The sequence below is a fragment of the Neobacillus driksii genome (assembly GCF_013409995.1).
Taxonomy (GTDB): domain Bacteria; phylum Bacillota; class Bacilli; order Bacillales; family Cytobacillaceae; genus Neobacillus; species Neobacillus driksii.
The window spans coordinates 55310-73204 of the sequence record NZ_JACCBX010000010.1 but is presented as its reverse complement, the minus strand read 5'-3'; the positions used below and the strand labels follow the sequence as shown (position 1 = coordinate 73204).

The following is a 17895-nucleotide window of genomic DNA, read 5'->3' as shown; positions in this document are numbered from 1 at the left end:
TGTCCAGGCGCTGGAGCTAGACAATTCTAAAAAAAGAAAGGATGTCAGTTGGACTGGCATCCTTTCTTTTTTATAGAGTTAACTGCTTTTCATAGGATTCTTGGAATTTTTGGATATCTCCTGCACCCATAAAGATTATGACGCTATTTTTATGTTTCTCAAGCAGGGAGGTATTTTCTTCCGATAAAATTTCTGCCCCTTCAATTTTTGTTTGAAGATCCTTTATCGTCAACTTCCCATGATTTTCTCTAGCAGAGCCAAAAATTTCACACAAATACGTTTTATCGGCAAGTCTCAAGCTTTTCGCAAAATCCTCTAGAAAAGCCTGAGTTCTCGAGAACGTATGAGGCTGAAACACGGCTACAATTTCTCGATCTGGGTATTTTTGATTAGCAGCATCGATGGTAGCTTTAATTTCCGTTGGGTGATGGGCATAATCGTCAATCAAAATTTGTGATCCAATTCTTTTTTCCGAAAATCTTCTTTTCACACCCTGGAAGGATTCCAATTGTTCTTTTACAATTGACACATCGATTTCTTCATAGTGGCATACCCCAATAACGGAAAGCGCATTTAATACACTATGCTCACCGAAAGTAGGAATTGTAAACGTATCATAAAATGTATTGCGAATAAATACATCAAATGTCGTTCCACTAGTACTTTTCACAAGATTTTTGGCTTGGTAGTCATTTTCCTCACCAAATCCATAAAACAAAACAGGGACCTTTGCCTGAATTTTTTGAAGTTGTTCATCATCCCCGTAAGCGAATATCCCCTTCTTAACTTGAACGGCCATTTCTTGGAATGCTGAAAAAACATCATCTATATTGGCAAAATAATCTGGATGATCAAAATCTATATTTGTCATGATCGCATAATCAGGAAAATAGGACAAAAAGTGTCTTCTGTATTCGCACGCTTCAAAAACAAAATATTTTGAGCCTTCTTCACCTTTACCTGTACCATCACCAATTAAGAATGAAGTCGGCTTTGCACCCTTGATAACATGTGCCAGCAAACCCGTTGTCGATGTTTTACCGTGTGCACCAGTTACGGCTACACTGGTGAAATTTTGCATAAAATCCCCTAAAAAGCGGTGGTAACGAATAATCGGCAGCCCGAGCTTCATAGCCTCTTGAATTTCCTCATGAGTATCAGGAAATGCATTTCCAGCAATAATAGTCATCCCCGGTTTAATGTTTTCCTTTTGAAAGGGGAGAATCTTTATTCCTGATTTTTCAAGGGCCAGTTGAGTAAAAAAGCGCTTTTCGACATCGGAGCCTTGTACATCGAAATTCATATCATGGAGAACTTGTGCTAGTGCACTCATTCCTGACCCCTTAATACCTACAAAATGGTAAATAGTCATATAAAGAACCTCCAACCAACGTCTATCTGTAAAACAGTATATGACATCTATCTTGAAATGCTAATTTTTAATACTAAAGCGCATTGGCGCTTTAACTTGCTAATGTACGAAAATAAATGAGTGATTCACATTTAAGTATTATATCATTGTTCATCAATAAAAACTATTTGATACTTCATTAACAGTATATTTTTTGTTTTTTCTTAACAAAGAATACCTAAGATTAGTTCATTGTACCAGTATCTTGCAAGGACTCCAAGTCTGCCAACGTAATCAAGACTTCCCGTGGTTTACTTCCATTAGCACTGGTAATAAAACCATTAGATTCAAGCATATCCATTAATCTTGCTGCGCGGTTATAACCGATTTTAAATCTCCTCTGTAAGCTAGAGGTTGACGCCAGCCCTTGTTCGATAATAAATTCACATGCTTCGTAAAAGAGTTCATCTTCTTCTTCTGTTACCTGTGCCTTCTTTAACAGTTCCTCTTGTTCAAACAAGTAATCAGGCTCACGCTGTTCTCTCACGTGCCCGACCACAAGATCAATTTCTTCATCTGAAACAAAGGTTCCTTGCAGACGTACAGGCTTTGATGAACCATTCTCTAAGAATAGCATATCTCCGCGACCGAGTAATTTTTCAGCACCACTTATATCAATAATGGTACGAGAATCCACCTGTGATGATACGGAAAAGGCGATTCGTGTTGGAATGTTGGCTTTAATTAATCCCGTAATAACATCCACAGACGGTCTTTGCGTAGCAACAATTAAATGAATTCCACATGCTCTTGCTTTTTGAGCAATCCTACAGATCGCCTCTTCCACATCTGCAGGTGACATCATCATTAAATCTGCTAACTCATCAATAATAATCACAATAAACGGCAGTTTATCCGAGTATTGTTTATGCTTGATGGCAAGCTCATTGAATCGGTTTATGTCGCGAACTCCTGAATGCGCAAATAACTCATAACGTCTCTCCATTTCCTCTACTGCCCATTTCAAGGAAGCGGTGGCCGCCTTTACATCCGTTATGACTGGACTAACTAAATGTGGTATTCGATTATAGGGAGCAAGCTCTACCATTTTAGGGTCAATCAATAATAGCTTTAAATCTTCTGGACTTGCTTTAAATAATAAACTTACTAGGATCGTATTAATACACACACTCTTACCAGAACCTGTCGCACCAGCTATTAACCCGTGAGGCATTTTCTTTAAATCTGTAACAATTGGTTTTCCTGAAATATCGAGACCTAGTACCGCAGTCAATGGAGAAGCTGATTCACGAAATACTGGACTCTGAATAATTTCATTGATGAACACAGGACGTGATTTTTGGTTTGGTACCTCAATACCTATCGTATGTTTACCTGGAATCGGTGCTTCAATTCGTATATCTCTTGCCGCAAGACTAAGTTTGATATCATCACTTAAATTTGTAATTTTGTTTACCTTCACGCCTGGCTCGGGTTGGACTTCAAAACGAGTCACAGCTGGTCCTTGCGTTACATTAACAACACTCGCACCAACATTAAAATTCTGCAAGGTTTGATTTAATAGCTCTTCTTGATACAACAGCCATTCCGTATCGTCTTCTACAATAACAGGCGGGTTTAACAAGTTCATCTGAGGAAATTCATATGAACTTGAATCTGATTCTACTATCGGTTCCACTTTTAAAATATTGCTAGCAGGTACGGTTTCAACTTTGAGCTCAGGTTGAATCGATATCGGTTTATTAGCGAAAACTTCAACTTTTGGGGGTTCTACCTGAATTTCCTCTTTTGATTCAATATTTTCTGGCTTTATCTTTACTCCCGTTGTTTCTCCCTTACCCTTTTCTTCCTGCTCAGGCAAAGTTCTTCTGCTTTTTCTTTCTTCCCATTTTAACTTATCCTGTTTTAACATCATCACATTGAAAGGAAGATGGGACCGTTTTCGGGTGTGTGCCTCTCTAGAATCCTGTGGTACATCCAGGCTGCTCGGGGCTGCTTGCTCTTCAACCTTTGGCTGATTTACAGGAAGCTCTTCCATAACCTCAATTTCAGCTATCGCAACAGCTGTCTCAGAGGCAGCTATTTCCACTTCAGGCATAGGCTCTTTCTCTGTTTCTAAAATTGAAACCAATAGTTTATCAGAACCATCATCTAGGAAATGACTTAACTCATGCTCGACAATGTTTTCTGAAGGTTTAGCAGGTCTGCTAAAGCCATAAACAGGTGAAGGAACTTCTGTCAGCTGGAACGGTTTTTTCTTAATTGGAGGTGTACTTTTGTTAATTACCTCCCTAGACTTTGTATCTGTGCTTCTACTGTCAGAACTTCTTCTTATTTCAGGACTGTGCACTTCAGAACGCAGCTCTACTCTCTTTTGACGATTCGTTTTTTCTGATTTTACAGTCGGATCCTCTGGCTGCACGTACATATGTCTTTTTCCTTTAGGATACTGATAGGAAATTTTTGTATCAAGTTGATACCTGCCCTCGATTATTTTTTGAGGCAGTGACCTTTCCATCTGCTTAGTATGTATGTCATATTCAGCATATTCATCCTGATTGTCCTTTATAAACTTTTGAAAAAAGTTTTGGATCCAGCTCAAAACTATCACTCTTTCCACTATTTCTATCACTCTATTTTAACAGGTATTATTAATTTTTCGACAAAAAATCTAAGAATAAGCAAAAAAGACCACTTACCGTGATCCTTTTCGGTCTTCATTTCGTGTCTTACCTAAGATAAAAATTGGTTCTAATTCTCCATCCTCGTACAAAAATGACAACGCCGTTATCGGTACACGCCCGCTAGCAAAGAAGCTCATGGCCATTTGTGCTAAAACATCATACCCCGTATTATTTTGAATATCGGCAATGATTAAAACATCCTGATGTGGTACAGCAAGGACCATTGTCCCTGTGATTTTTTTCCGCATATCATGTAAGAAACCTTTATTCAATATTCGGCTTGCGTCATATCCATCGTTTGAATTAAGAAAATAAAAGGTATTGCCTGCAACATGATCTTCTTTCAATGATGTCTTTAGGGACCTTACATTAAATAAAGCAATTTCTTTAATGCGGCTAGACTGCCATCCCTCTTTTTCCATGATTCGTGAATCAATTAATCTGTATGAAGTCCCCATGTCGTAGGCATAATAGATTTTTGTTTCAGCCGTATGATCCTCCGTTAAAAAAGCAACACCTTCTTCTGATTCGATAGGAAATGATGTTGAGCGAATAACCGGAAAAATCTTTTTCTCATGGTCTGTTAACTGGACTGTGTCCGTCATGGCCCTTAGTCCCTCTTCCACATAATAAACCACTTCATCAATGGCCTTTTCCTTCTCAGAATGCCACTTTGCAACAATCCCCCCAAGCGTGATAGTGATTCCTTTTCCAAGGGCTTTATTTTCGATACGTAATTGATCCTTTTCACGATCATACGTAATTAACCGATTGTCCGCAGTTAAGCGTTTTTCTAATTCTCTTTTCATTTTAATACTATCCATCTTCATCTTTATCCCTCCAGCCTACCCACCAATTGTACATGAAAAAATCCCCCATCTCAAAAAAGATGGAGGAGTAAGGCGGTATTATTTTAGCCCGTTAATAAAAGCTTCTATTTCCTCTTGTGTTTTGCGATCCTTACTTACAAAACGGCCAAGCTCTTTCCCTTTTTCAAATGCAAGAAAACTTGGAATACCGTAAACGTCCAACTGTTGGCATAAGTCGATGTACTCATCTCGATCAACATGAATAAAAGTAAATTCACTATACTTTTCTTCAATTTCTGGAAGTATAGGTTCGATAACCCGACAATCTGGACACCAGTTAGCTGAGAACATAAATATTGTTTTTCCTCCATCACGGAGTTGTTCAAATTGCTCAATAGACTCTAAATTTTTCACCAGTATCGCTCCTTCTTTATTTTTTGTCATTTAAAACTGATTTTACCATTTGTGTCATTACTGCAGCTTCATTTTTCATACTGCTGGTTTTTATCAATGTTGTAATCTTTGTACCGCCAATCCCAATCGTCATTTCATTCATATCGTCGTCTAGTTTTTTAATAATTAGGTAGCCAAACTGGCCACTTTTCTTAAACTGTTCATTTATATCTAGGTCTTTATTTTGTGCAACAGTTGATTTATAAACTACATTGCTCATTTTATTTTCTTGCGGATTATTAAAAAGAATATATTGTTTAGACCCATTCTTTAAAATGATATTATTAGGAGATTCATCTTCAATTTCATATCCAAAGGGTAAATAAAAGTTAATATCTCCACTTTTTTTGTTTGTTTTTTTCGCCTTTTCATTAAGAGCCTCTTTTACTGCACTAATGGTTTCTTTACTTTCGGATCTAAAATTTGATTTGCCACAGGCACTTAGTATAAGCATAGATAAGATTATGATCAAAATGGCATTAAAGAATTTCATCTTTCTTCGCCTCCTAATACGACTATTGTCCTATCTATATCATACCTTCCATAATATTCAGAAGACAAGTCTTTTGTCGATATTTGTTGTCGAAAAAAGAAAGAAATCCTTAGTAGCAGCTAATTTTACTACCTAGCGGCTTTTTTATAGTGATATTGACCAACTAGGAGATTCATTATATGTGAAAACATCTCTGAACGGTTGATTAATCCATTGGTAAAAATACCAACTGCGCCTTCATTTTTTCGAACATTTTCTTTTTTAGCAAAGTCATCCATGATTGGTCCAAGTTCTTCGCCGGCTCTTAATCGTTCTGCAATCTCCGGAGGAAGTAAAAAACGGGCACCTCCAGCAATAATCGGTTCCATATCTTTCGAGGCTAGTGCTCCCCAATTACACAGCAGCAGACCATAAGAAGTCTCTTGGACACCGCCTTCCAGTCCGATTCCAATATCTCCGTTTCCCTGTTCCAAAGCACCAACAGCACGATTGATGGCACCCTTGATCGTCTCTTCGTCTGTGTATGGCTGTTCACTGACCCCTGAGTGGATATCTAATGAAAGAAATTCCGTTTGTTGATAATGAAAAGCATTTTTTACTGCGGCTATTTTTGCAGGGTTATTCGACCCAATTACTATTTTCATTACGTACACTCCTTCTTCATAGAAAAAGAAGGCAAAAAATGCCTCCTGATTAGCTCTTAGCTTTGATGGTGTCTACTATTGTCTGATCACAAGCCTTGACTAGTTTTACGATTAGTTCTTTGGCAGCTGCGTAATCATCGATATGGATGATGGAAGCATGTGTATGAATATAGCGAGAACAAATACCGATTACGCCGCTTGGGACACCTTCATTGGATTGGTGAACACGTCCTGCATCCGTACCGCCCTGTGAAACAAAATATTGATAAGGAATTTTATTTGTTTCTGCGGTATCAAGAATAAACTCTCTCATTCCGAGGTGTGTCACCATTGATTTATCAAGAATCCGGAGGAGCGCTCCCTTTCCTAATTGACCGAATTCTGATTTACTTCCTGACATATCGTTCGCCGGGCTCGCATCTAACGCAAAAAAGATATCTGGATTAATCATATTAGCTGCTGTTTGTGCGCCGCGCAGGCCTACTTCCTCTTGCACTGTCGCACCTGAATAGAGAGTATTAGGCAGGGTCTCATCTTTTAGCTCTTGAAGCAATTCGATCGCAAGCCCACAGCCATAGCGGTTATCCCAAGCCTTTGCAAGTATTTTCTTTTCGTTCGCCATTGGTGTAAATGGACAAATCGGCAGGATTGCCTGGCCCGGTCTAATTCCAACTCGTTCTGCGTCCTCACGATCATCTGCACCAATATCGATTAGCATATTTTTCATTTCCATTGGTTTGTTTCGTTTAGCCTCATCCAATAGATGAGGAGGAATTGATCCTACGACACCAATAACTGGTCCATTATTGGTCATGACCTGAACGCGCTGAGCCAATAGGACCTGACTCCACCAGCCTCCTAGCGGTTGAAACCTAAGCATCCCATTATCTGTGATCTGCGTAACCATGAATCCTACTTCATCCATGTGGCCGGCAACCATAATTCTTGGTCCATTTTGGTTACCTTTTTTGACTCCGAAAATACTGCCTAATCTGTCCTGTATTATTTCATCTGCATATTGAGATAATTGCTCTTTCATGAAGTTTCTAACCAAATGCTCATTTCCAGGTGCTCCTGGGAGTTCTGTTAAAGTTTTGAATAAATTTAATGTTTGCTCATTCAACGTATTTTCCCCCTTAATAGTATGTAATTAAATATGTATATTTTTATATTACTGAAATTTATGTCCTCTTACCAAGGATTTATTATGTTCTTGCTAATAAATGAGATATACTGGAAATAAAGCAAATTGAAATTTTGGAGGTGCCTTATGAACTGGAAATCATTTTTCCTTGGTGCAGCAGTTGGAGTAATCAGCGGCTATGCAGTAAAGGAAATCATTTCACAAAAAACATATGTTTCCCCTGAAAAAGTTTTGGAAAACGTAAAAAAACAATTTAACCAAAATGGACCGATTAGCGGCTCTTGGATACATATGGTAACAGAGCCTTTTGAGAAGCACCAAATTACCTATCAAGTTTATAAGGGCGGAATTTCTAAAAGTCAAAATGGAGTTATTGAACAGTTCGAATTCATTGCCGACGCTTCGACCGGAACCCTTCTAGATGTAAAGTCCACAACAGAGCCTGCCCTTTAAAAAGACAGAAGCCGTATCCCAAGAGGTACGGCTTTTTATATCGTCACCTTAATTAACCCTCTTTATACTGTTTAGGATTTGACCATCAGTTCCCCATTTTACAGCACGATAAAAGGTATCATGGTAAAAAGTAAACCATACATCTTTATCGGCAGCATAGGTACTCCATTTCTCTTTCGCAGCGATAGAGTCCATTGGATAATCGTCATAGGCCATGACCCATAATGGGTTCTTATGAGCATGCGTAGGCATTAAGTCTGCCATGTGGATAGCCATCTCGCCTTCATCCTCAATAACAAGGATCGAATGTCCATTACTGTGACCGCCAGTATGATACATGCTAATAGCCCCTAAACTCCATTTTTCATCAAATGGAATCACTTGCGCTTGGATGGGTTCCCAATTTTCTTTCCAGTATGTACTTTTTGATCGTATATTTGGGTTTCTCATTTCATCCCATTCAATCGTTGTGGTAATGATCTTAGCATTGGGAAAGACTGATTTATAACCCCCATCTTCCAACTTTGTCAGTCCGCCAACGTGATCATTGTGCATATGAGTCATTAATACATAATCAATATCCTCTGGAGTTAACCCTAACTGCTGTAATGAACCCTGTACGTCCGATTCAGCTGTAACACCAAAATTCCGAAGTTGTTTTTCCGATAATTTTCCCTTTCCAAGTCCTGCTTCTACTAAAATATTCTTTCCATCCATTTGGACTAAGATTGGATCGGTAGGAAGTTCAATCAGATTTTTGTCATTTGGCGGATACCTCTTCGACCATAAAGCTTTAGGAACAACACCAAACATAGCGCCGCCATCTAGGTTTGTAACACCACCTGTTAACCACGTAAGCTTAACTCTGCCAATTAGTAAAGTCTCCATGCCCTGCCCCCTTTGATTGATTATTCATATTTTACCATATTCAAAAAGGACAGTCTTTTGAATAAGACTGTCCGGTGATTAGTTTTGATATTTTACTTCACAACGGTAAATTCGATTCCCCGCTTCGGAGAACTTTTGTTCATACTCTGTCATGATATTTCCTTCATAATCACTTTTATGAAGGTCAAGGCTAAGGAAAGTTAATAATAATCCATACTCGGAAAAACTTTTCAATGAATATTCAAATAAGCCTTGATTATCGGTTTTAAAATGGATTTCTCCTTTATCAACCAATATGTTTTCGTAAAGCTTTAAGAAGTCCTTATAGGTCAGCCTTCTTTTTTCATGGCGGGTCTTTGGCCATGGGTCGGAGAAATTAAGATACACTCTATCCACATCATTTTTTTCAAAATATTTATTTAATTCACTGGCATTGACATTGAGTAACCTTAAATTTGGTAAATCGGCTTCAATTAATCGATCTAAAGCAGCAACAATAACGGAATCGTAAAGTTCTATACCTATATAATTAATATCAGGATGCGCTTTGGCCATTTCTGTAACAAAGCGGCCTTTACCTGTCCCAACTTCTATATGAAGAGGCTGTTTATTATGAAAAACTTCATGCCACTTTCCTTTAAAATTTTCGGGATTCGCAACAATATATTGTGGATGGTTCTCAATCATTTCCTTCGCCCAAGGTTTATTCCTAAGTCTCATTATGCCACTCCTATAAAAGATAATATTTTTATTATTGGTAATAATGGGGGTTCCCATTAATGTATAAACAAAAAAAGAATCCACAACCTAACTGTGAATTCTTTTTTATTTTCACTTGAAAGGGTGTACCAACATGCCATTAAATCATCAGGACCAAGTTTCATTACTAAAAGATATATTAAATAATCATCAAACCGATTGCTGTGGGTCTGTTTCTGAATGTGAACAATTGGAACGATTAGTAAAATCTCTAATGGTGAACACACAGATTGATCAAAATGTTAAAAGCATTTTGCAGGAGGTATATAATTACAGTCAGTATGGTGCTCAAACCGCTGACCTAGATGAGCATATTCTTTCTAATCAAGGTAACTTATCCCAATGGGTTTCTAATATAGACAGTTATTCCTGATTACAAAAGCTCATCTAAAAAAGCAATCCATTTATCCATTTCCTGAATACGGTCTTTGTTTTTGTAAAATTGTATCGAAGACAGTGTTTGAAGTGCCACATACCATTTCATTCTAAGTTTTAAGTTTTCCGTTAACGGTTTTCCATACATTGCTAACCAGCTATTCCAATTATCTTCCGGAATGTACCAATAAAGCAGCATCCCAAGATCAATCGCTGGGTCTGCGATCATCGCACCATCCCAGTCAATTAAATACAACTGGTTGTCTTCCGTAAGCAGCCAGTTGTTATGGTTAACATCACCATGACAAACGACCTTCTCATTACTGACGACATTTGCTACTTCATTTAAGAGAAAATTCAGCGTTTTTTTCACAACCGGTAATGATAACACTTCTTCATCCAAATCAACGACAACAGATTGAAAAATTGCATCTGGCTGTAAAGGCTGCTTTTCAAGTCTGCTTAACATCCCTACCATTGGTTCGGAGCGATGAATCTTCCTTAACATTCTAGCCACACGTTCATGATTCATATCATGCGGCTTTAGCTCTCGTCCAGGCAGCCATTGCTGTGCTGTAATCACATCTCCGTTTTCCAATCGCTTTGTCCAAACAAGCTTTGGGACGATTCCTTCTGCAGATAGTACTGCTAGAAAAGGAGAGGAATTGCGTTTTAGAAAAAGCCTTTGGTCTTCGTAGCTAGCATAAAAGGCTTCTCCCGTTGCGCCCCCCGCAGGGACAATCTCCCATTCTTGTCCTAATATATGTTCCAAAATTGTTCACCTTCAATTTATGCCGTTCTCAAATGGGTCTCAAAACTCCATTTAGTAGTTTAATTAAGTAAATATATTTTAGAAAAATAAAAAAAGCTATTGGACAATAACACACAATAGCCATCTTACTAAATTTTATCTCCAATTAGCTTTGATAGTCAAGTATATCTAAAGAAACTATTTTTTTGCTAAAATGGTTAAGCAAACTGGTTCTAGTACCATTTCTGTTCCTTGAACCTTCTGTTTGGAATAAATTTCCGCTATTTTATCATTGGCAATTACTGTCCAGGTTCCATCCGGAATTTCGATTGATTGTTTCTTCCTTAAGGGGTTGATGAGTAAAAGCACCTGATTGATCTCATTACTCTGAATCTGAAAGGAAATTCCAATCAGAGGCGCCGGCATTGGTAAAATAAGAGTATTCGCTCGGATTTCATCAGCACTTTTCATTCGAAAACAAGGTAACTCTTTACGGATTTTTATCAATCCCTTTATATAGTCAACATTGTCCTTAAAAAGATGTTTTCGATCCCAATCGAGCTGGTTAATATGATCTGGTGATTTATAACTATTCCCATCGCCTCGTTTTGTCCGGAAGAATTCCTGACCACTGTGCAGAAAAGGAATTCCTTGAGATAATAGTACAAGACCTGTTGCCAGCCGGTGATATTTCATATGAAGAGCATGGTCTGAATCTGGGAGGCAAGAAGTAAGTTTATCCCATATCGTATGATTGTCATGGCATTCAGCATAATTTACCGACTGATATGGTTCAGTTAAGAGACCTCCATCTTCTTGATTGAATCCAATGCTTCCAGTAATGACATCAATAGCGCCCTCATAGTAATGCTCATTACCTAATACGTACCCTTTATCATACAAATTAAAAGTACTGCCCTTTACCGTATCGCGAAATTTATCATTAAATTGACCGATGTCAGGAAGCTTTGATTGATTGCGAATAATTGCTTTTTTATCAATAGGAAGCGGGGTATTAAGGTTCCAGCCTTCTCCGATTATCAGGGTTCCCTCCTGAATGCTATCACATGTCTTCCTAACTTCCTTCATGGTTTCAACATCCAAAATCCCCATTAGGTCGAAACGAAACCCATCAATATGATATTCCTCCATCCAAAAACGGATGGAATCAACGATAAACTTTCTCACCATTTTCCTCTCTGAGGCAATATCATTTCCAACTCCTGTACCATTCGATGGGAAGCCAAGCTCATTATGGCGAAAGTAATAACCTGGAACGACTTTCTCAAAGGAAGAAGTTTCGCGAATGTAGACATGATTGTAAACTACATCCATGATCACTCTTATTCCCTGCTCATGAATCGCATCAATTAATTGCTTCAATTCAATAATTCTTGCATAAGGATTGGATGGATTTGTGGAATAGGATCCCTCAGGAACATTAAAGTGTATCGGGTTATATCCCCAGTTATAATCTTTATGTGGTTCCAATTCATCTACCCCTGCAAAATCATTGAATGGCAGAAATTCAATATGAGTAATTCCTAAATCTTTTACATAGGAGACCCCCGTTGGCTCACTTTCTTTCCCTTTTGTATTTAGCTCACTTGCTCCTAAATAGAGGCCTTTATGTCTAACACCGCTATTTGGATGGATGGTGAAATCCCTGATATGTGTTTCGTAAATAATCGCATCGACCGGATTTTCAAAGGGAGGTAACATGACCTTTTCCACCCTTGTTTTCTCTAGCTTTACAATAACTCCGAGTTCCCCATTCGCTGTGACAGCAACAGCATAAGGATCTACTGATTCTCTCCACTCTTGGTTTACAAGGATTAGGAAGGTATATTGATAAAGTTCTAAATCAGCGTTAACCGTGATTGACCAAACACCTTTAGCTTCACGTTTCATCTTGAGAATTTCGGAAAAAGAATTGTTTGGATTTCGTAATTTTAGTTTTACTTGTGTGGCGGTGGGTGCCCAAAGTTTAAATTGCGTTTGATTAGCACTGCATTTCACGCCAAGGTCGTTTCCATCATAGAAAAAGCGATTATCAAATGCAGGTGTTCGAATCACTGCGCCTATTTGAAGATCTGTTCTTCCACCATGCTCATCTATTACCCAATGGGGATGCCCAAAAGAAATTTCCTCAGCAAGCCGACAAATATATTTATTATGATTTTCAATTTGCTGCGTCTTGATAATTTGCAAAGGTCTAACACGTTGTGATTCGTCAGTGATCGAGAAAGTGGAAGACAAACCTTGATGATAGGAAAGTGGAAGAAGAATCGTAATGATGTCCATCTCATCTAAATAAGCTAGGAAAATACGTTCATTGGAGTTCATTCGAGTCCCTCTCTTTCAGACCAGTTTCTCGCATACTTCCCACCCTCGTTAAAACTTTTAGTGTTTTTGTTTGAATATGAATATTTAAGGGAGTGTATCCTAGATTCTCGCCATCAGCATGGACATACAAGGAAGAAGAGGATTGAATAGAAACCGTTCGTCCCTTAAAGGTTTTTACCTCTTTAAACTGAATGTGCTTACCCCAGAATACACTAATAAAAACCAATAATAGCTTCAACTTTGATAAATTATGAACTACTGTAATATCTAAGAGACCATCAGCTGGGTGCGCCTTAGGTGCAATCATCATTCCTCCACCATAATAGGGTTGATTGGAAACAGTTACAAACCATGTTTTTTCAAGTATATGCCTTCTGCCGTCAATTGATAAATCAATTGTTGTGCAATTATAAGAAAATAGTTTTTTTAGTAAAAAATACACGTATACCAGCCTGCCTAAAGACAGTTTATTTAGCCAAGCTTTGACTTTAGAATGATTTACCTCATAGGAAATTAATGCATCAAACCCAGCACCCATATTATTAATGAAATACGCTTGAGAATCATCCTTCATTGTGACTTCTCCAATATCAATGATTGCTGCTTCCTTTTTTATCAGCCGAAGAATAACCGATAAAGCTTCTTCTGGGTCTGAGGGGATATGAAAGCCTCTAGAAAAGTCATTTCCAGAGCCTCCAGGAACAAAACCAAGAGTAATATTGTTATATTCTACAATCCCATTCACAACTTCGTGCATGGTTCCGTCCCCGCCAACGGCAATCACGACTTTTTGCTCATGATTACTTGCAGCAATTTGTGACGCCAGTTTGATTGCATGACCAGGGTACTCTGTAAAGAAAGCAAAGTAAGGGATTTTATCCTCCATTAGTTTTGTCTCAACTTTTCCCCAAACATTTAAACAGTAGCCATTTCCCGCTTTTGGATTGATAATAAAGTAGATTTGTTTCATACAACCAACCTTTTACAGTAAAATTTATCCATTATTCCAATTTGTAAATGGTTTTTTCCTCGTATTTTGGTGTTTTATCAAGATGTGTTTGATATAAAACTACTTCGCTCACTTTAAATAAGAGCGGCTCGGGCTGGAGTTCATCCCAGATTTGAAGGAGATTTTTTTGAAAAGGTTGGTCCCCCGCCCATTTACGCGCAAGGGTGATGTGAGGTTTAAAGGGTCTTGTTTCAAGTTGAAAACCCGCATCTAAGCATGCCGTGAAAACTTTTTTCCTAACCGTCTGTAATTCATTACTCTCCTTTGTATCTGCCCAAAAAATACGTGGAGAATCTAGTTTTCCAAAGATTCCAAGCTTGTTTATTTCTAATATAAATCCTTTTGACCCGCTTAATGTTCCGTGAACTTTTTCCATCGCACTCGTAAGTTTTTCCGAAGGGGCATTTCCGAGAAAAGCCAATGTAATATGCAAATCATCATGGTGAACCCATCGGCTAAAGGGGAGAATTTCTTTTAACTTCTCATTATTCTCTTTCATGATCAGCTTTGTTTCTTGGGGTATTTTTATCGCAAAGAAAAAATGTGTTTGCTTGTTCATATTTATCATTCCTTTTCTTATTTTAGACTATTTTTTCCAACATGTATGTATTTTAGTGCGTAATACAAAAAAGAAACGTGCACCAGATTTTTATCTGTTGCACGCTCTTTTGCTTACAAAAAGTTATCAACAAGGACTCCACATTGTTTTTCGATTTCTAATTTGAATAAATTCTGCAATTTTCGAGTGAGAGGTCCAGGAATTCCAGAGTTAATTTTCTTGCCGTCAATTTCTATTACCGGCATTACTTCGGCTGTTGTACTTGATAAAAATGCCTCTTCTGCACTTTCGATTTCAGTCAATGTAAATGTCCGTTCCTGCACCGGAATATTATTTTTTGTACAGAGATCTAAAATAACATCTCTTGTGATTCCTTTTAATATTAAGTGGTTCGATTCATGGGTAATGACTGTCCCATCTTTGACAATAAAGATATTAGAGGAACTGCCTTCTGTTACATCCTGACCGCGGTGCTGAACGGCCTCAAAACAGCCTTGCTCGCTCGCTTTTTGTTTAGCTAAGAGATTACCAAGTAAATTTAAACTTTTTATATCACAGCGAAGCCAGCGAATATCTTCCGTTAAGATTGCTTTTACTCCCGATTTCAAACTATCCAGAGGTCTAACGCCTTTTATCGTATATGCTACAAGCGTTGGCACTACATTTTCAGTTGGAAATAGATGATTTCGAGGTGCAGTTCCCCTCGTTACTTGCATATAGATGTTACCTGTTTCTAGATTGTTTTTAATAAGGAGTTCCTGTAACATTTCTTTTAACTGCAGAATCGTAAACGGTATTGAAATCCCTATACTTTCAGCACTTTTAAAGAATCTTTTAAGATGATCTGTTGCCGTAAACATTTTTCCATTATAGATACGAATTACTTCGTACACACCATCACCAAACTGATAACCACGGTCCTCCACATCCACCTTGGCTTCTGAACGTTCAATAATGGAGCCATTTAATAAAGCAAATTCCATGCATGTATTCCCCTTTTTAATTTCCTGTTATTTAGCCAATTCATAAATTGCTTGTGCGTAAATAGCGGTTGCTTTCACTAAGTCATTAATTTCAATATATTCATCTTTTTGGTGGGCAATGTCCGGTCTCCCCGGAAATAAAGGACCAAACGCAACTCCACTTTTTAATGAACGTGCATATGTCCCTCCGCCTATTGCTATTAAATAGGCATTTACTCCCGTATGTTCTTCATAAACTTTTTTCAAGGTTTGAATTAAAAATTCATTTTCATCGACATAATGCGGCTTAGTATCTTTAAACTTTTCAATTGAAAAGCCTTTTTCCAATAATAGCTGATCAAGCTTCTCTTTCGTTTCTTCCATTTTGTTGGTGACTGGATATCTACAGGTCAACCCTATGCTTCCACCGGATTGACGGGTGTATTGTAGTTTCCCAGGATTAATGGTTAATTCTCCTGAAACATCATCAGAGTAGGCTATACCAAGGTTTACACCTCTAGAGTCATTATGAAAATAGTGAGAAACAAATTTGAAATAAGTTGAAGCAGTAGAATTTAGATCTAACTTTGAAAGAAATTCTGCTAGAAATAGACCTGCATTAATTCCCTTTTTGGGTTCCATTCCATGTGCGGATACTCCTTTCACTTCCAGAGTTAATTCACCGTTTTTAACATGTGAATGGTGTTCCAATTGATGTCGTTTCATAAAATCGGCGAACCTCTGAACAACATCCATTTGGTTTCCAGTAATGTTTAATGTTACTGTCGCATGGTCGGGAACCATGTTGTACCGTTTACCTGAAGTAAAGCTAATAACCTCAATGTTTACTTTTTCTGCTTCTTCTACTGGTATTTTCTGAACGATATCCATATCTGCAATACCTTTTTCCGCATTTATAATAGGAAAGTCAGCATCAGGCGCAAAACCTAGAGTTGGCATTTCTTCATGTTCAAAGTAATGCTCTACACATCTCCAGTCACTTTCTTCATCTGTTCCAATAATCATCCTGACACGCTTCTTTAGAGGAAGCCCGAGATCCTTTACTATTTTCATTGCGTAGTAAGCGGCCATGGTTGGTCCCTTGTCATCAATGGCACCACGAGCAAATATTTTACCATCATGTATTTCAGCAGCAAAAGGGTCACTCGTCCAGCCTTCACCTTCTGGAACCACATCAACATGTACTAGAATTCCTAGCAGCTCCTCGCCTTCTCCAAATTCTAGATGTCCAGCTATATTCCCCACATTCTTCGAAATAAACCCATCCTCTTCACCGAGATTCAGCATGAAATCTAATGCTTCTTTGACACCTTGCCCAAGCGGTGCGTCTGGATATGTATTTTCTTCGTCTAACAGACTCTTAATATGTAATAAATTTTGTGTGTCTTTTATTAGAAGATCTTTTCTCTTTTCTACTTCATCCTTCCAATTAATCTTCGTCAATTGTATTGACCTCCTAACAAGCTGTATCTGTAATTTATATCCATGCAGATATTTTATCAATATTCACCAAAAAAACGAAATAATTTCCGCTATTGGGGAGCAGTAAATTTACTAAAAATTCTATTAATTTGTCATAAACTTAATATTTACACCCATAGACTATAGTAAGAATCAAGAAAGGGAGGAGAAAAACCGAACAATTATTGTTACGAAGTGATGTTTTTTATGTAAATATTTCGCTAATGGTGGAAATTTTCAGTTTTTGTGGGTACAATAAATGTAAGTCATCGGGGTATCCACTGCAACTATCTATTGATAAAAGGAGTTGTCTGCGGGAAGAAAATTACATACTAATCAAAGAGGCTGTCGGTAGAGGGATTAAGCCATAGGTTTGAAAAAAGGATAGGGAGTGGTTTTTTGAAACCTTCGACTAACCGGATGTTAAACCGCATCAAATGCATCTACATGTTTATACGTAACAAAGGCACAGTCACGACGCAAGAACTTGTAGAGGAATTTGGTATCACTCCTCGCACCATACAACGAGATTTAAATGTTTTAGCCTATAATGACTTGGTAATAAGCCCAAGCCGCGGAAAATGGACGACAACACAAAAAAAAGTAAAAATGTCTTCGTAATAGATGAATAAACAATAAAAAGCAACCAGGCATGCGATTTTCTCGCTTGCTTGGTTGCTTTTATTTTTAAAATAAGGTTGAATATCTATTA

General features: G+C 37.9%; 18 protein-coding genes. 3 read left to right on the top strand and 15 right to left on the bottom strand.

The window, feature by feature from the left end:
• Window positions 1-70 precede the first annotated feature (70 nt).
• The 7 genes from murC to F4694_RS21500 all read right to left on the bottom strand — a co-directional run bounded on the left by murC (window position 71) and on the right by F4694_RS21500 (window position 7578).
• Window positions 71-1372, bottom strand: a complete 1302-nt coding sequence (murC, locus tag F4694_RS21530) for a UDP-N-acetylmuramate--L-alanine ligase (protein WP_179601744.1) — start codon at window positions 1370-1372, stop codon at window positions 71-73.
• A 223-nt stretch (window positions 1373-1595) separates the two neighbouring features.
• Window positions 1596-3890, bottom strand: a complete 2295-nt coding sequence (locus F4694_RS21525) for a DNA translocase FtsK (RefSeq protein WP_407074921.1) — start codon at window positions 3888-3890, stop codon at window positions 1596-1598.
• Between the two features lie 177 nt (window positions 3891-4067).
• Window positions 4068-4880, bottom strand: a complete 813-nt coding sequence (locus F4694_RS21520) for a DUF1444 domain-containing protein (protein WP_179602041.1) — start codon at window positions 4878-4880, stop codon at window positions 4068-4070.
• A gap of 84 nt (window positions 4881-4964) precedes the next feature.
• Window positions 4965-5279: a thioredoxin family protein gene (locus tag F4694_RS21515; RefSeq protein WP_179601740.1), complete on the bottom strand. Its 315-nt coding sequence runs from the start codon at window positions 5277-5279 to the stop codon at window positions 4965-4967.
• 16 nt (window positions 5280-5295) lie between these two features.
• Window positions 5296-5811: a hypothetical protein gene (locus F4694_RS21510; protein WP_179601738.1), complete on the bottom strand. Its 516-nt coding sequence runs from the start codon at window positions 5809-5811 to the stop codon at window positions 5296-5298.
• A 128-nt stretch (window positions 5812-5939) separates the two neighbouring features.
• Window positions 5940-6455, bottom strand: coding sequence for a DUF84 family protein (locus F4694_RS21505; RefSeq protein WP_179601736.1), 516 nt, complete (start codon window positions 6453-6455; stop codon window positions 5940-5942).
• A 49-nt stretch (window positions 6456-6504) separates the two neighbouring features.
• Window positions 6505-7578, bottom strand: coding sequence for a M42 family metallopeptidase (locus F4694_RS21500; RefSeq protein WP_179601735.1), 1074 nt, complete (start codon window positions 7576-7578; stop codon window positions 6505-6507).
• Between the two features lie 147 nt (window positions 7579-7725).
• On the opposite strand from F4694_RS21500, the gene F4694_RS21495 reads away from it, so the two are divergent.
• Window positions 7726-8052: a PepSY domain-containing protein gene (locus tag F4694_RS21495; RefSeq protein ID WP_179601733.1), complete on the top strand. Its 327-nt coding sequence runs from the start codon at window positions 7726-7728 to the stop codon at window positions 8050-8052.
• A gap of 48 nt (window positions 8053-8100) precedes the next feature.
• Here the strand turns inward: F4694_RS21495 and F4694_RS21490 are convergent, their stop codons facing one another.
• Both F4694_RS21490 and trmB read right to left on the bottom strand, forming a co-directional pair.
• Window positions 8101-8940 (bottom strand): YtnP family quorum-quenching lactonase, encoded by an 840-nt coding sequence (locus tag F4694_RS21490; protein ID WP_179601731.1) that lies wholly within the window; start codon window positions 8938-8940, stop codon window positions 8101-8103.
• A 78-nt stretch (window positions 8941-9018) separates the two neighbouring features.
• Window positions 9019-9660 (bottom strand): tRNA (guanosine(46)-N7)-methyltransferase TrmB, encoded by a 642-nt coding sequence (gene trmB / locus F4694_RS21485; RefSeq protein WP_179601729.1) that lies wholly within the window; start codon window positions 9658-9660, stop codon window positions 9019-9021.
• 133 nt (window positions 9661-9793) lie between these two features.
• Between trmB and F4694_RS21480 the strand changes: the two genes are divergently transcribed.
• Window positions 9794-10072 carry a YtzH-like family protein gene (locus F4694_RS21480; RefSeq protein WP_179601727.1) on the top strand — a complete coding sequence of 93 codons (279 nt, stop codon included), beginning with the start codon at window positions 9794-9796 and terminating at the stop codon, window positions 10070-10072.
• Here the strand turns inward: F4694_RS21480 and F4694_RS21475 are convergent, their stop codons facing one another.
• The 6 genes from F4694_RS21475 to pepV form a co-directional block, all read right to left on the bottom strand.
• A complete protein-coding gene (locus F4694_RS21475) occupies window positions 10073-10846 on the bottom strand; it encodes a phosphotransferase family protein (protein WP_179601725.1) in 774 nt (257 codons plus the stop codon).
• Window positions 10847-11023: 177 nt separating this feature from the next.
• Window positions 11024-13171, bottom strand: coding sequence for a type I pullulanase (gene pulA / locus F4694_RS21470; RefSeq protein WP_179601723.1), 2148 nt, complete (start codon window positions 13169-13171; stop codon window positions 11024-11026).
• On the bottom strand, window positions 13158-14141 hold the full coding sequence (locus F4694_RS21465) for a diacylglycerol/lipid kinase family protein (protein ID WP_179601721.1): 984 nt from the start codon (window positions 14139-14141) through the stop codon (window positions 13158-13160). Before F4694_RS21465 ends, pulA begins: the two co-directional genes overlap by 14 nt.
• Window positions 14142-14172: 31 nt before the next feature.
• Entirely contained in the window at window positions 14173-14739 is a 567-nt protein-coding gene (gene thpR, locus F4694_RS21460; protein ID WP_179601719.1) for an RNA 2',3'-cyclic phosphodiesterase, read from the bottom strand.
• Between the two features lie 113 nt (window positions 14740-14852).
• Complete coding sequence (dat, locus tag F4694_RS21455; protein ID WP_179601717.1) at window positions 14853-15722, bottom strand: D-amino-acid transaminase; 870 nt, start codon at window positions 15720-15722, stop codon at window positions 14853-14855.
• 27 nt (window positions 15723-15749) lie between these two features.
• Entirely contained in the window at window positions 15750-17165 is a 1416-nt protein-coding gene (gene pepV / locus F4694_RS21450; RefSeq protein WP_179601715.1) for a dipeptidase PepV, read from the bottom strand.
• 417 nt (window positions 17166-17582) lie between these two features.
• Between pepV and F4694_RS21445 the strand changes: the two genes are divergently transcribed.
• Complete coding sequence (locus F4694_RS21445) at window positions 17583-17804, top strand: DeoR family transcriptional regulator (protein WP_063252171.1); 222 nt, start codon at window positions 17583-17585, stop codon at window positions 17802-17804.
• Window positions 17805-17895 lie beyond the last annotated feature (91 nt).